The sequence below is a fragment of the Acidovorax sp. SUPP3334 genome, from assembly GCF_030159055.1.
In the GTDB taxonomy this organism is placed as follows: Bacteria; Pseudomonadota; Gammaproteobacteria; order Burkholderiales; family Burkholderiaceae_C; genus Paracidovorax.
Genome location: NZ_BQXQ01000003.1, coordinates 82,105 through 94,943 on the forward strand (window position 1 = coordinate 82,105; position 12,839 = coordinate 94,943).

General features: G+C 68.2%; 15 protein-coding genes. 7 read left to right on the forward strand and 8 right to left on the reverse strand.

The annotated features are described in order from the left end of the window. The first annotated feature begins 29 nt into the window (after positions 1-29). Together AVHM3334_RS02160 and AVHM3334_RS02165 are read left to right on the forward strand one after the other, a co-directional pair. Positions 30-437: an OsmC family protein gene (locus AVHM3334_RS02160; RefSeq protein WP_284409239.1), complete on the forward strand. Its 408-nt coding sequence runs from the start codon at positions 30-32 to the stop codon at positions 435-437. Next, positions 434-1,321, forward strand: a complete 888-nt coding sequence (locus AVHM3334_RS02165; protein ID WP_284409241.1) for a pirin family protein — start codon at positions 434-436, stop codon at positions 1,319-1,321. The genes AVHM3334_RS02160 and AVHM3334_RS02165 overlap by 4 nt, the downstream gene beginning before the upstream one ends. 57 nt (positions 1,322-1,378) lie before the next feature. Here the strand turns inward: AVHM3334_RS02165 and AVHM3334_RS02170 are convergent, their stop codons facing one another. From AVHM3334_RS02170 to AVHM3334_RS02185, 4 genes are all read right to left on the reverse strand, one after another. After that, the gene (locus tag AVHM3334_RS02170; protein ID WP_284409242.1) at positions 1,379-2,152 is read right to left on the reverse strand and encodes a sulfurtransferase; all 774 of its coding nucleotides are present in this window, start codon (positions 2,150-2,152) and stop codon (positions 1,379-1,381) included. A gap of 44 nt (positions 2,153-2,196) precedes the next feature. Continuing rightward, positions 2,197-3,051 (reverse strand): MinD/ParA family protein, encoded by an 855-nt coding sequence (locus tag AVHM3334_RS02175; RefSeq protein WP_284409244.1) that lies wholly within the window; start codon positions 3,049-3,051, stop codon positions 2,197-2,199. A 10-nt stretch (positions 3,052-3,061) separates the two neighbouring features. Next, positions 3,062-3,805, reverse strand: a complete 744-nt coding sequence (locus AVHM3334_RS02180) for a GGDEF domain-containing protein (protein WP_502869832.1) — start codon at positions 3,803-3,805, stop codon at positions 3,062-3,064. Positions 3,806-3,898: 93 nt separating this feature from the next. Further along, a complete protein-coding gene (locus AVHM3334_RS02185; protein ID WP_284409400.1) occupies positions 3,899-5,569 on the reverse strand; it encodes a SulP family inorganic anion transporter in 1,671 nt (556 codons plus the stop codon). Positions 5,570-5,715: 146 nt separating this feature from the next. On the opposite strand from AVHM3334_RS02185, the gene AVHM3334_RS02190 reads away from it, so the two are divergent. The 3 genes from AVHM3334_RS02190 to AVHM3334_RS02200 all read left to right on the forward strand — a co-directional run bounded on the left by AVHM3334_RS02190 (position 5,716) and on the right by AVHM3334_RS02200 (position 7,753). Then, positions 5,716-6,174, forward strand: coding sequence for a BON domain-containing protein (locus AVHM3334_RS02190; protein WP_284409246.1), 459 nt, complete (start codon positions 5,716-5,718; stop codon positions 6,172-6,174). A 61-nt stretch (positions 6,175-6,235) separates the two neighbouring features. Next, complete coding sequence (locus AVHM3334_RS02195) at positions 6,236-7,459, forward strand: PLP-dependent transferase (RefSeq protein WP_284409248.1); 1,224 nt, start codon at positions 6,236-6,238, stop codon at positions 7,457-7,459. Between the two features lie 108 nt (positions 7,460-7,567). Then, on the forward strand, positions 7,568-7,753 hold the full coding sequence (locus AVHM3334_RS02200; protein ID WP_284409249.1) for a hypothetical protein: 186 nt from the start codon (positions 7,568-7,570) through the stop codon (positions 7,751-7,753). 120 nt (positions 7,754-7,873) lie between these two features. Here AVHM3334_RS02200 and AVHM3334_RS02205 read toward each other — a convergent pair whose 3' ends face one another. Further along, complete coding sequence (locus tag AVHM3334_RS02205; RefSeq protein ID WP_284409401.1) at positions 7,874-8,479, reverse strand: arylesterase; 606 nt, start codon at positions 8,477-8,479, stop codon at positions 7,874-7,876. A 69-nt stretch (positions 8,480-8,548) separates the two neighbouring features. Here AVHM3334_RS02205 and AVHM3334_RS02210 point away from each other — a divergent pair, with 69 nt between their 5' ends. Beyond that, positions 8,549-9,247 (forward strand): ABC transporter ATP-binding protein, encoded by a 699-nt coding sequence (locus tag AVHM3334_RS02210; RefSeq protein WP_284409251.1) that lies wholly within the window; start codon positions 8,549-8,551, stop codon positions 9,245-9,247. A 116-nt stretch (positions 9,248-9,363) separates the two neighbouring features. After that, the gene (rlmB, locus tag AVHM3334_RS02215; RefSeq protein ID WP_092743666.1) at positions 9,364-10,113 is read left to right on the forward strand and encodes a 23S rRNA (guanosine(2251)-2'-O)-methyltransferase RlmB; all 750 of its coding nucleotides are present in this window, start codon (positions 9,364-9,366) and stop codon (positions 10,111-10,113) included. A gap of 277 nt (positions 10,114-10,390) precedes the next feature. On the opposite strand, the gene AVHM3334_RS02220 is transcribed toward rlmB, so the two are convergent. From AVHM3334_RS02220 to AVHM3334_RS02230, 3 genes are all read right to left on the reverse strand, one after another. Beyond that, positions 10,391-11,356 (reverse strand): aldo/keto reductase, encoded by a 966-nt coding sequence (locus AVHM3334_RS02220; protein WP_284409253.1) that lies wholly within the window; start codon positions 11,354-11,356, stop codon positions 10,391-10,393. A gap of 216 nt (positions 11,357-11,572) precedes the next feature. Then, positions 11,573-12,172 (reverse strand): chromate transporter, encoded by a 600-nt coding sequence (locus AVHM3334_RS02225; RefSeq protein WP_284409254.1) that lies wholly within the window; start codon positions 12,170-12,172, stop codon positions 11,573-11,575. Further along, positions 12,169-12,777: a chromate transporter gene (locus AVHM3334_RS02230; protein ID WP_284409256.1), complete on the reverse strand. Its 609-nt coding sequence runs from the start codon at positions 12,775-12,777 to the stop codon at positions 12,169-12,171. The genes AVHM3334_RS02225 and AVHM3334_RS02230 overlap by 4 nt, the downstream gene beginning before the upstream one ends. Positions 12,778-12,839: the final 62 nt, after the last annotated feature.

Sequence of the window (12,839 nt, forward strand, 5' to 3'; positions counted from 1 at the left end):
CCTCCCTTCCTTCGACCGGAGCTTTCCCCATGACCCTGGAACTGCGGCGCATTGCCGGCGCCCCGCTCGCACACACGCTGTCGGTGCGCGACCATCAGTTGGTCGTCGATGGAACGGCTGCCGAGGGCGGGGACGACACCGGCCCCAATCCGCACGATCTGTACGACGCCGCGCTCGGCGCGTGCAAGGCGCTCACCGTGCTCTGGTACGCGCGCCGCAAGGGCATGGCGGTGGACGATGTGCGCACCGTGATCGACCGCGATGCATCGGCCGAGCGCACCGGCACCTACCGCCTGGCAGCCCGGCTGCAGGTGAGCGGCGATCTGACCGACGCGCAGATCGAAGAGTTGGAAGCCGTGGCCGCCAAGTGCCCGGTGCACAAGCTGATGACCAGCGTCACCACCGAAATCACGACCGCCGTGGAGCGCATGCCATGAGCGGGCCGTTGATCCTCGAGGGCCACGACAAGGACCTGGGCGGCGGGTTCACGGTGCGCAGGCTGCTGCCTTCGCTGCAGCGGCGCTCCATCGGCCCCTTTCTGTTCTTCGACCATTTCGGTCCGGTCACGGTGGAGCCGGCGTCGCAATACGACGTGCGGCCGCATCCGCACATCGGCCTGGCCACCGTCACCTACCTGTTCGACGGTGCGATCCTGCACCGGGACAGCCTGGGCTCGTTGCAGGAGATCGCCCCCGGCGCCATCAACTGGATGACCTCGGGCCGCAGCATCGTGCACTCGGAGCGCCGACCCGACACCCTGCGCGACCGCAGCTATGTCAACCATGGCATTCAGCTGTGGGCGGCCCTGCCTCTCGCCCATGAAGAAGACGAGCCCAGCTTCGTGCACACGCCCGCCGCCGACATTCCCGAGTTTTCGCGGGACGGCGCCACGGTGCGGGTGCTGATCGGCGAGGCTTTCGGACATGTCTCTCCGGTGGCGACGCTGTCGCCCACGCTGTACCTGGATGTGCGGCTCGATGCCGCGGCGGAGCTGGCGCTGCCCGCATCGTTGGCGCAAGAGATCGCGATCTATGCCGTGGACGGCGATCTGCAGCTGGACGGCCAGCCATTCGCCGCGCACACGCTGGCGGCGCTGGAGCCGGGCGCAGGCGCCGTGCTGCGTGCCACGGGCCAGGCGGTGCGGCTGATGGTGATCGGCGGCGAGGCGCTGGATGCGCCGCGCCACATGTGGTGGAACTTCATCTCCAGCCGCAAGGAGCGCATCGTGCAGGCCGCCGATGACTGGGAAGCCCAACGCATGGGGCACGTGCCCGGCGAGACCGAGTGGATTCCGCTGCCGGAGCGGCGCTTCAAGTCCTGAAACGCCGAGTATTGGGTGAAATCTGCCTCGCGCCCTAGATAATCATGCGCTGGCAGCTCACTTTTTAATAGCACCCTCGGCCATGGGCGTGGTGGCCAGGTCGCTCGATAGCACCCGGCGCTCGTCGAACACGAAGCAGCCGCCGTGGTAGTGCGCGCCGTCGGTTTCCTCGAAGTATTTGAGGATGCCGCCTTCCAGCTGGAAGACGTTTTCGATGCCTTCCTCGCGCATCAGGATGGCGGCCTTTTCGCAGCGGATACCGCCGGTGCAGAAGCTCACCACCGTCTTGCCTGCCAGCTCGGCCTTGTGGGTGCGCAGCGCGGGTGGAAATTCGGTGAACTTGTCGATGCGCCAGTCGATGGCGTTGTCGAACGTGCCTTCGTCCACTTCGAAGGCGTTGCGCGTATCGAGCGTGACCACCGGGCGCCCCGCATCGTCATGCCCCTGGTCCAGCCAACGGCGCAGCGTGGGTGCATCGACCGCCGGCGCTCGGCCGCTGGCCGGGCGAATGGTGGGATGGTCCATGCGGATGATCTCGCGCTTGACCTTCACCAGCATCTTGCGAAAGGGCTGCGTGGCCGACCAGCTTTCCTTCGGCGCCAAGGCTTCGAAACGCGCGTCTTCCTTCAGTTCGGCGATGAAGCCGCGCACGTCGGGCGCCGGGCCTGCCAGGAAGAGGTTGATGCCTTCCTCGGCCAGAAGAATGGTGCCTTTGAGCTGTGCAGCCTCGGCCCGCGCCTGCAGCAGATCGCGCAGCGCACCGGCGTCCGGCAGCGGGACGAACAGGTAGCAGGAAACGTTCAGGACATCGTTCACGGTGGAGTCGGGCATGGCGTGGCGGGCCGGCTGGCCAGCGGTGTGGCCCCGGCGTTCGGCTAACTGGCGGGCGTGAGCAGCGCGGTGTCGATCTTGTTGGCCAGCTGGGCAATGGCCAGCGCCGCAGGACAGCCGGGCATCTGCATCAGCAGCAGCTGGCGGCGCATGACGGCATCGCGCACCGACGTATCGGCCGGGATGTCGCCCATGTGCAGCAGCCGCATCGACCGGCCGGACTCGGTGCTCACGAAGCGGTCCAGCACCTGCTGCAGCTGGCTGGTGATGGCGCGGCCATCGCCGGGCCGCGCCGCCTGGTTGACCACCATGCGCACATGCTGGCGCTTTTGCTGGGTGGCCAGCACCTTGATCGCGGCGTAGGCGTCGGTCAGGGAGGTCGGCTCCGGCGTGGCGACGATCAGCACTTCGGACGCGAGCGATACCGAGAACAGCACCACGTCGGAGATGCCGGCGCCGGTGTCCAGCAGGATCACGTCGAAGCGTGGCGCCAGCGTCTGGATCACGTTCAGGAACTCGCTGCGCACCTCGGGCGTGAGTCGCGAATACTCGACCATGCCGGAGCCGGCCAGCACGACCGAAAAGCCGCCGGGCGCATCGATCACGGCGTCGTCCAGGTCGGCCTTGCCGGTGAACACGTCGTGCAGCGTGACCTTGGGGTGCAGATTGAGCACCACGTCCAGATTGGCCAGGCCCAGGTCGGCATCCAGCACGAGCACGCGGTGTCCGCGGCGGGTGAGGGCGGCTGCCAGGTTGGCGGAAACGAAGGTCTTGCCCACGCCGCCTTTGCCGCTGGTGATGGCGATGATGCGGGCGCCGGGCGGCGTCGGACTGTTGGAGTGCGCAGGCATGTTCGGGCCGGCGGGAGTGGTGGGTTGTGGGGACAGCGCGTCGGTCATCTCTGGGCTTTCAATAGGCGCTGCCTGTGGAATCCATGGGCGGGGGCAAATCGCCCCATCCCGACGGAGTGTATAACGGCCCGAAGAGCAGGCTCTTCTCTTCGGCGCTCACGGTGCTGTCGGGCTGCTCTTCGATGCTGACGCGGTTGCGGCCAGCCATCTTGGCCTTGTATAGCTGGCTGTCGGCGCGCTCGCTCCACAGCAGCGTGGTGCTGCGGATCCATTGCAGGGCGAAGGCGCCGCCCACGCTGACCGTGACATTCAACTCCACCGACGGCGAAATACGCACCGGCGTGCGCTCGATGGCGCGGCGGATGCGTTCGGCCACCACGCGGCCGAAACCGGCCTGGCAGGCGGGCAGCACCACCGCGAACTCTTCACCGCCGTAGCGCGCCAGGGTGTCCATGGGACGCACGCAGCCGTTCAAGGTGCGCGCCACCGATTGCAGCACGATGTCGCCGGCCAGATGGCCGTAGGTGTCGTTGACGCGCTTGAAGTTGTCGATGTCGAGCATGAGCAGCAGCGCGGCTTCACCAGCGCGGGTGACGCGATCGATCTCGCGCTCCAGCACGGTGCGGAAGTGGCGCCGGTTGGCCAGCCCGGTGAGGGGATCCTTGAGCGACAGCTCGCACAGGCCGTCGATCAAGCCCTGCAGGTAGTGCAGCGGCGTGTCGGAGGGCAAAGCGGCTTCGGAGCCGGCGGCCTGGGCCACCAGCGCATGCGCCGTGGTCAGGCGCAGGTCGCGCAGGTTCACGAATTGAGGGGTCGCAGATTCAGTCACAAAATGCAACAAACAGAGTTCACCGAGTGTAGCAGCGGGGGGCGGTTTTAACGCTTGCTATCCGGTTCATTGCGTTAATTGTTGCAACACTGCCAGTGTCTGCGCATCGGTGCGGTACAGGGCGAGGCCCGGTCCTTCTTCCAGCAGACCGGCACGGCGAAGCACTTGCTCCACCGGTAGTTTGATGCCGCTCACATGCAGCTTGCCGCCGCGCGAGGATGCCAGCGCGCGCAGCCGGCCGAAGGTTTCCACGCCGGTCACGTCGATGCGGTTGATGGGTTGCGCGAAGAGGCACAGGTGGCGAATCTCCGGGTGGGCGGCCCAGTGCTCGGCAATGCGGCGCTCCAGCGCGGCGGCCGAGGCGAAGTCCAGCTCGGCATCCATGCGCAGCGCGAACAGCCCGGGCGCGATCGGTGGCAGCAGCCACAGGTGGCGGTTGCGCATGCTGCCATCCGGGTGTGGGGCGACTTCGATGATGCGGGGGTGCAGCCGCTGGTACAGGAAATGCCCCAGGTTCAGCACCAGGCCGACCAGCACGCCCCAGTACATGCGGGGCGCCGTCGCCAGGGTGAGGGCGAAGGTGACGCCGCCGATCACGGCCTCGACCTTGGACAGGCGCCACAGCCGCAGCAGCGTGCCCGGCTTGATCAGGCTGGTGACCGCAGTCACCACGACGGCGGCCAACACCGAGTGCGGCACGTGGTACAGCGCCGGGGTGAGCCACAGCAGCACCGCCAGCACGAGGGCCAGCGCGAAGATGGTGGCCCAGCCGCTCTTGGCGCCGGCATAGAGGTTGATGGCCGAACGCGAGAACGACGCGCTGGTGGCGAAGCTGCCGCACAGGCCCGAGCTCATCTTGGCGAGGCCATGCGCGATGAGGTCCTGGTTCTCGTTCCAGCGCGTGCCGCCCTGCTGGTGCTCGACCTTGGCGCTGGAAGCCGTTTCCAGAAAGCTCACCAGGGTGACGACCAGCACCGGCAGCACGAGGGCCCCGAACTCGTCCCAGGACAGCCATCCGGGCCAATACGGCTGGGGCAGGCCGGCGGGCAGATGCCCGACGACGGCACCGTCGTGGTCGGCGTAGCCGATCGCCCAACTCACCAGGGCCGCCAGACCGACGATGACGATGGCCGCCGGAAAGGTGGCCCGCCAACGCCGGCCCGCCATCAGCAGACCCAGGCTGCCCAGGCCGAACGCCGCCGCCGTCAGGTCGAAATGGTGCAGCGACGGCGACGCGGCCAGCGCGTTCCAGGTGGTGCGCAAACCGAGCAGGTCCGGCAGCTGCGACGCCAGGATGAGCAGGGCCGCCGCCTGGGTGAAGCCATTGAGCACGGGCGAGGTGACCAGATTGAGCAGCCAGCCGAAACGCACGACCCCCAGCATCATCTGCAGCAGGCCCGACAGCAGTGCCATCCACGCCGCCAGGGCCACCCAGTGCGCGCTGCCAGGCTCGGCCAGGCCGGTGAGCGAAGCGCCGATGAGCAGGCTGGTCAAAGCGGTGGGCCCGACGCCCAGGCGCGTGGACGAACTCCAGAGCACCGCGATCAGCGCGGGAACGAGCGAGGCATAGATGCCGGTGATGACGGGCATGCCCGCCAGCGCGGCATAGGCGACGCCCTGGGGAACCAGCATGAGCCCTACCGTCATCCCGGCCCAGAACTCCCCCTTGAGCAAATGGCGGTCTGGCCGGGGCCAGCCCAGAAAGGGAAACCATCGGGAAAGGGACTGAAGGCGCATCCTGCGATTGTCGCGCGGCGACGGCGCGGCGTGGGCGTTCAAGGCTGCGTTGTCCTACGCGAGCTTCGGCGCGTTCCCACCGGCCCGAAGAAGCCGCAAATCTACAGTGCTGCTCATATCCCATATTTCCCGCAAGGAGGTACCCCATGAGCGATCCGACCCCCAACACTCCCTCCCGTCGCCTGCTGGGCATCCTTTCCGCCACGGTGCTGGCGCTCGGTCTGGCGGCGTGCGACAAGGCCGACGACCGAACGGTGGGCCAGCAACTCGACTCCGCCGTCGCCAAGAGCGGGCAGGTGGCCTCCGACGCCCAGCGCAAGATGGAAGCCGCAGCGAACGAAGCCAGCGATGCCACCCGCAAGGCAGCCGAGCGCGCCGCTGCCGTCATGGACGATGCCGGCATCACGGCCAAGGTTTCCGCCGGGCTGGCGCGGGACGCTGAACTCAGCGCCGTCAAGATCGATGTGGATACGCGCAATGGCATCGTGACCCTGAACGGCCCCGTCAAGACCAAGCAGGCAAGCGAACGCGCCACGCAGATCGCCCAGGGCGTGCAGGGCGTGAATTCCGTCGTCAACCAACTCACGGTTTCCAGCGCTGGATAAGGCGTTCTCACCCGGCCGCCTGGCGCTGTCGCCAGGTGTCGCCGGGCGCTACCATGGCGCCATGACTTCACCCGCCGACCTCGTTACCCGACTCGTCCACCACGACTACAGCCCGCCTGCGGGCTTCTCGGCGCCGCAGCCGGCGGTGTACAAAGCCTCGACGGTGATCTTCCCGAACGTGGCCGCCATGCGGGCCCGCGAGTGGAAAGACAAGACCAGCTACACCTACGGCCTGCACGGCACGCCGACCACGTACCAGCTGGAAGAGCGGCTGAGCGAACTCGAAGGTGGCAAGCAGTGCCTGCTGGTACCCAGCGGGTTGGCCGCGATCGCCAACGTGGCTCTGGCCGTGCTGCGGTCGGGCGACGAAGTGCTGATTCCCGACAATGCCTACGGCCCGAACAAGTCGCTGGCCGAAGCCGAACTGGCGCAATTCGGCATTCGCCATGTGCTGTACGACCCCATGGACCCCGCAGAACTCGCGGCGAAGATCACGCCCGCCACTCGGCTCGTGTGGCTGGAAGCTCCGGGTTCCGTGACGCTGGAGTTTCCCGATCTGGTCGAACAGGTGCGCCTTTGCCGCGATCGGGGCGTGCTTTGCGCCCTGGACAACACCTGGGGCGCAGGGCTGGCGTTCGCTCCCTTCGATCTGCTGGGCGACGGGCAATGGGGCGTGGATATTTCGGTGCATGCATTGACCAAGTACCCCAGCGGTGGGGGCGATGTGCTCATGGGCAGCATCGTCACGCGCGACCAGGCATTGCATCTGCGCATCAAGCTGTGCCATATGCGGCTGGGGCTGGGGGTGGGGGCCAACGATGTGGAATCGGTGCTGCGCTCCCTGCCGAGCATCGCGCTGCGCTACCGTGCGCACGACCTTACGGCGCGCGCTCTGGCGCGGTGGCTGGGCATGCAGCCCGCCGTGGCGCAGGTGCTGCACCCGGCGCTGCCGGAATCGCCCGGCCATGCCCACTGGCGCGCGCTGTGCGCAGCGGACGGCGGGGAGGGCGCGGCCGCCGGATTGTTCAGCGTGGTGATCGACGCACGCTACTCGCAGGCGCAGGTGGATGCGTTTTGCGACCGCCTGCAGTACTTCAAGCTGGGCTATAGCTGGGGTGGCCCGATGAGCCTGGTGGTTCCCTACGAGTTGGCCAGCATGCGCAGCCGGGCGACTCCGCACCTGGTGCCCGGCACGGTGGTCCGGTTCTCGATCGGGCTGGAAGCCGAAGCCGATCTTCGCCGCGATCTGGCGCAGGCCCTGGCGCATGCCTTTCCCGGTGCCTGACGGTTCGCGGGCCCCGGCCACGCGCCCGATGCGGCGCGCTGGCCCGGATACCGTGCGCCGCAGGGGCATGCTGTTACATTGACCGCTTCAATTCAGGAAGGTAATACCTTGGCAACACCCAACTACGGATACGAAAAACGCCAGCGCGAGCTCGCCAAAAAGAAGAAAAAGGAAGAGAAGGCACAAGCGAAGACGCACCGCAAGGACGATCCGCGTGAAGGCTTCAGCCAGGACGGCGGGCAGCCCGGTGCTCCCCCGGCCGATGGCAACGGTGGCCCCGGCCCTGCGGCTTGATCCCTGTCTTCTGATGCTTCGGGCCCCCTCAACGTAAAGACCGCTCAGCCTTCAGAGGGCGGGCCGCTTGCACGGCGCCCCGGCGGCTTCGAGCCCCCGAAGCCATGGCTGCGCCGGCCTTCAGCGCAGCAGCTTGCGCAGTTCTGGCCACACGTTGGCCAGCATGGTCGGGTGGGCTTCGGCCTTGGGATGGATGCGGTCGGCCTGGAACAGCGCGGTAGGGTCCGGCACGTCGGCCACGCCCTTGAGCAGAAAAGGCACCAGCGCCGACTGGGTTTCCCTGGCTACGCTGTCAAACGTGTCGGCAAACCGTTTCGAATAGTCGGCGCCGTAATTGGGGGGCACCTGCATGCCCACGATCAAGACCTTCGCTCCCGACTGCTTGGCCGCCTGTGCCATCGCTTTCAGATTGTCGGCCGTGTTCTTCAAAGGCAGCCCGCGCAGGGCATCGTTGCCGCCCAGTTCGATCACGACATGGCTGGGCTTGTGCTGGGTGAGCAGCGCGGGCAACCGGGAACGCCCGCCCGATGTGGTGTCGCCGCTGACGCTGGCATTCACGACCGTGGCATCGATTTTTTCCTCGGCCAGCTGTTTTTCCAGCAGCGCCACCCAGCCCTTGCCACGGGCCAGGCCGTATTCGGCGCTCAGCGAATCGCCCACCACCAGAATGACCGGCTTGCGCGCTGGTGCGGCCATGGCGGCCGGGGCGCAAAGCCCTGCACCCATGGCGGCCGCCATGGCCGAGATAAAGTCACGCCGCACCCACAGATTTCGATTCACAGCAAAGCACCTTTCATGTCGGAAACTTCTCCCCTGCCAGCCCACCCCACCATCATCGCCGTGGAGCACGTGCACAAGTCGGTGACGGATTCGACCGGCACCCTCGACATTCTGCGGGATATCGATTTCCGCCTGGCCGCGAGGGAAACCGCCGCCATCGTGGGGGCCTCGGGCTCCGGCAAGAGCACGCTGCTGTCGATCATCGCCGGGCTGGACACCCCCACGCGGGGCACCGTGCGCCTGGATGGGCAGGACCTTTTCGCCATCGACGAAGACGAGCGTGCCGCGCTGCGCGCGCAGAAGGTGGGCTTCGTGTTCCAGAGTTTTCAGCTCATGGGCAACCTCACCGCGCTGGAAAACGTGATGCTGCCGCTGGAGCTGGCCAACCGCCGCGACGCGCGCAAGCTCGCTGCCGACATGCTGGGGCGCGTGGGGCTGGGGCAGCGCCTGTCGCACTATCCCAAGGTGCTGTCGGGCGGCGAGCAGCAGCGGGTGGCGCTGGCCCGTGCCTTCGTGGTCGAGCCCGCAGTGCTGCTGGCCGACGAACCCACCGGCAGCCTGGACTTCGCGACGGGCGAAACCATCATGCAGCTGATGTTCGAGCTGAACCGCGAGCAGGGCACCACGCTGGTGCTGGTCACCCACGACCGGGGCATCGCCGCGCAATGCGAGCGGCGCATTACCATCGACGCGGGGCGCGTTTCCGAGGCGTGATGGACGCCCGTGGAAGGCTTGCGGTGTTTTCGCCATCCACCGCAGCATCCATTACATTGTTTGCTATTAAATAAATAGCAAATCGGCAGCGGGCACGTGGCGCGGATAATCCCCGTATGTCCAGCCCCAAAGTCCTCTTCGGCTTTCACGCCGTGGGCGTGCGCCTGAAGACCGCGCCGCAATCCATCATCGAGATCTATTACGAGGTCACGCGGCGCGACGCGCGCATGCGCCAGTTCCTCGACCGCGCCAACGCCGCCGGCGCGCGCCTCATCGAAGCCGACAGTGCCCGCATTGCCAAGCTGGCCGGCAGCCAAGGCCACCAGGGCGTGGCGGCGCGCGTCGAACCCATCGCCCTCGCCACGTCGCTCGACGAATTGCTCGAAGACCTGGAAGCCTCCGGCGTGGCCCAGCCACTGATCCTCGTGCTGGACGGCGTGACCGATCCGCACAACCTGGGCGCCTGCCTGCGCGTGGCCGACGGTGCCGGCGCGCAAGCCGTCATCGCGCCCAAGGACCATGCCGTGGGCCTGAACGCCACCGTGGCCAAGGTCGCCAGCGGTGCGGCTGAAACCGTGCCGTACTTCATGGTGACCAACCTGGCGCGCACCTTGAACGAACTCAAGGAGCGCAACATCTGGTGCATCGGCACGAGCGACGATGCACCCAAGACGATCTACCAGGTCGATCTGAAAGGCCCCGTGGCCCTCGTGCTGGGCGCCGAAGGCGACGGCATGCGCCAGCTCACCCGCAAGACCTGCGACGAACTGGTGTCCATCCCCATGAAGGGCGGGGTGGAAAGCCTGAACGTCTCCGTGGCCAGCGGCGTGTGCCTGTACGAGGCCCTGCGCCAGCGCAGCCTCTGAAACCCGCCATGCCGGGCGCGCCGCAAAGTCCCGAGAGCGTTCCCCGGGCCCTGCCGGCAGGGTTGCCGCCGGGCGCCACGGCGCACGCCGCTCTCCAGACCGCCATCGCCTGGATTGCTGCAGCCCGGCGAATCGCCGTGCTGACCGGCGCGGGGGTGAGCGCCGAATAGGCCAGGACGCCAATGCCGCCACGGCAGCGGCCGAGACGCCGCCCGGCGAACCCGCCTGAGGGCGCTGCAGGCCGCAGGGCGCCTTGAGCGCCTCGGCTGCCGCCTTGTCAGAGCGCCTCTGGTTCGGCGCTGGCCTGGCTCAGCGATTCGAGGGCATCCGCGTCCAGCTTCAGGCTCGCGGCCTGCACCAGTTCCTGCAACTGCGCCAGCGACGAGGCGCTGGCGATCGGCGCGGTGATGCCGGGCTGCGCCATCTGCCAGGCGATCGCTACCTGGCCGGGCGTTACCTCGTAGCGCTCGGCCACCTGGTCCAGTTCGGCCAGGATGCGCAGGCCCCGGTCGTTCAGGTAGGTCTGGACCACCTTCGCGCCGCGAGGGCTTTTGTCCACGTCGTCTGCCGTGCGGTATTTGCCCGTGAGGAAGCCGGCGGCCAGGGCGTAGAAGTTGATCACGCCCACGCCTTTTTCCAGGCACAGCGGGCGCAGCTCTTTCTCGAACACCGCCCGGTCGTACAGGTTGTACAGCGGCTGCAGGCTTTCGTAGCGCGGCAGGCCCAGGCGCTCGCTGGTGGACAGGGCTTCGCCCAGGCGCTGCGCGGTGTGGTTGGAGGCCCCGATGGCGCGCACCTTGCCCTCGCGGATCAGGTCGGCATAGGTGCCCAGGGTTTCTTCCAGCGGGGTGCCGGCGTCGTCGTCATGCGATTGATACAGGTCGATCACGTCGGTGTGCAGGCGGCGCAGCGAATCGTCCACCGCGCGGCGGATGTAGTCGCCGCGCAGGCCCACCTTGCCGTCGCCCATGTCCTTGCCGACCTTGGTGGCCAGCACGATGCGATCGCGCTTGCCGCTGCGCTTGAGCCACTGGCCGATCATGGCCTCGGACTCGCCGCCCATGTGGCCGGGCGCCCAGCGCGAATACACGTCCGCCGTGTCGATGAAGTTGAAGCCCGCGTCCACCCAGGCGTCGAGCAGGGAGAACGTGGTGGGCTCGTCCACCGTCCAGCCGAACACGTTGCCGCCGAAGCACAGCGGCGAAACCTGCAGGCCCGAGCGGCCGAGGGGGCGAAATTGCATGGAGTCTCCTTGGATTGCGAACAGGACAGGCCCGGCCATGGGGCACGGGCCGCGAAGCACCGAAAGGCGCCGTTCCGGCCGGGGCCGGGCACCGCACGCTGCGGATGCGCCGGAGCCATTGTTGCGGGCCGCGCCGGCCGGGCCGGTAAGACAGCGGCTCAACCTGCACGGCGGGGGGGCGGACCCGCCTGCGCTGCCTGCGGCCGCCGCAACCGCTCACACCACGCCCAAGGCTCCCAGCAGCGCGCCCGCACCGAGCAGCCACAGAAGGTGCAGCCGCGTGCGCCACACCACCACCGCGCAGGCGCCGCTCAGCAGCCACAGGCGCGGATCGGTGCCGGTGCCATGGCGGGCGCTGCCCAGCAGCCATGCGGTGGCCAGCAGCAGCCCGATCACCACCGGCGCCATGCCCTGCTTGAAGGCGCGCACGCTGCGCCGGTGCTTGTTGCGGTGTCCCCAGCGCGTGGCCAGCCAGGTGAGCACCGTGCTGGGCAGCATGATGCCGACCAGGCAAATCACCATGCCCAGCGTGGCGGCGGCCCAGCCGGCAGCACCCGGGCCGCCGGCGTTCATGCCCACGTTCCAGCCCAGCAGGCCGACGAACAGCACGCTCGGCCCCGGCGCCGCCTGCGCGATGGCCACGGAGGCGTTGAACTGCAGGTCGGTGATCCAGCCCTGGCGCTCGACCAGAAAGCGGTGCATGTCGGGCGCCGCCGCGATGGCGCCCCCCACCGCGAGCAGCGAGATCGACAGGTAGTAAAGGAACAGGTTGAGCCAGTCCAGCGGCTGCATGGCGATGGCGGCAGCGGGCGTCATGGGGCCAGCTTTCGCCAGGTGAGCGCGCAGGCCGCGCCGCCCACGAGGGGCAGCACCCAGGCCAGCGGCCAACGCAGCAGCGCCATGGTGCCGAAGGTCGCCGCCACGAGCGCCGCGCCCACCCATGGCCCCAGCGGATGGGTGCGCAACGCCCCGGCCATGCGCAGCGCCACACCCGCCACCAGGCCGGCCGCCACCGCACCCATGCCGCGCAGCGCCCCGCCCACGGCGGCGTGTTCGGCGAACCGGGCATAGACCACGGCCAGGGCCAGCACCAGCAGCAGGGGGCAAAGCAGCATGCCGGCCAGCGCCACCATCGCGCCCCGAAGGCCGAAGTAGCGGTCGCCGATTACCACGGCCAGATTGACCACGTTGGGGCCGGGCAGGATCTGCGCCACGGCCCAGTCTTCGAGAAACTCCTCGTTGGTGAGCCAGCCTTTGCGCTCCACCAGCTCGCGCTGCACCACGGCCAGCACGCCGCCAAACCCCTGTAGTACCAAAAGGGTGAACGACCAGAACAGGTCGGCCAGGTTCTTTGGCTGGGGCCGTGGTTCGGCCGCTCGGGTGGCATCGACGGGGGCAGGGGGCGGCAGGGGTTCGGGCATGGCGGCTTCTGGGCGGAAGAAGGGGCGATCGCCGTGCGCCTTCGCCGGACGGTGCAGGGCGC

Bases quoted from the DNA above. Each gene is read 5' to 3' on its own strand.
- AVHM3334_RS02160 (WP_284409239.1), top strand. From the start codon at position 30: ATGACCCTGGAACTGCGGCGCATTGCCGGCGCCCCGCTCGCACACACG.
- AVHM3334_RS02165 (WP_284409241.1), top strand. From the start codon at position 434: ATGAGCGGGCCGTTGATCCTCGAGGGCCACGACAAGGACCTGGGCGGC.
- AVHM3334_RS02170 (WP_284409242.1), bottom strand. From the start codon at position 2,152: ATGCCCGACTCCACCGTGAACGATGTCCTGAACGTTTCCTGCTACCTG.
- AVHM3334_RS02175 (WP_284409244.1), bottom strand. From the start codon at position 3,051: ATGACCGACGCGCTGTCCCCACAACCCACCACTCCCGCCGGCCCGAAC.
- AVHM3334_RS02185 (WP_284409400.1), bottom strand. From the start codon at position 5,569: ATGCGCCTTCAGTCCCTTTCCCGATGGTTTCCCTTTCTGGGCTGGCCC.
- AVHM3334_RS02190 (WP_284409246.1), top strand. From the start codon at position 5,716: ATGAGCGATCCGACCCCCAACACTCCCTCCCGTCGCCTGCTGGGCATC.
- AVHM3334_RS02195 (WP_284409248.1), top strand. From the start codon at position 6,236: ATGACTTCACCCGCCGACCTCGTTACCCGACTCGTCCACCACGACTAC.
- AVHM3334_RS02205 (WP_284409401.1), bottom strand. From the start codon at position 8,479: ATGGGTGCAGGGCTTTGCGCCCCGGCCGCCATGGCCGCACCAGCGCGC.
- AVHM3334_RS02210 (WP_284409251.1), top strand. From the start codon at position 8,549: ATGTCGGAAACTTCTCCCCTGCCAGCCCACCCCACCATCATCGCCGTG.
- rlmB (WP_092743666.1), top strand. From the start codon at position 9,364: ATGTCCAGCCCCAAAGTCCTCTTCGGCTTTCACGCCGTGGGCGTGCGC.
- AVHM3334_RS02220 (WP_284409253.1), bottom strand. From the start codon at position 11,356: ATGCAATTTCGCCCCCTCGGCCGCTCGGGCCTGCAGGTTTCGCCGCTG.
- AVHM3334_RS02225 (WP_284409254.1), bottom strand. From the start codon at position 12,172: ATGACGCCCGCTGCCGCCATCGCCATGCAGCCGCTGGACTGGCTCAAC.
- AVHM3334_RS02230 (WP_284409256.1), bottom strand. From the start codon at position 12,777: ATGCCCGAACCCCTGCCGCCCCCTGCCCCCGTCGATGCCACCCGAGCG.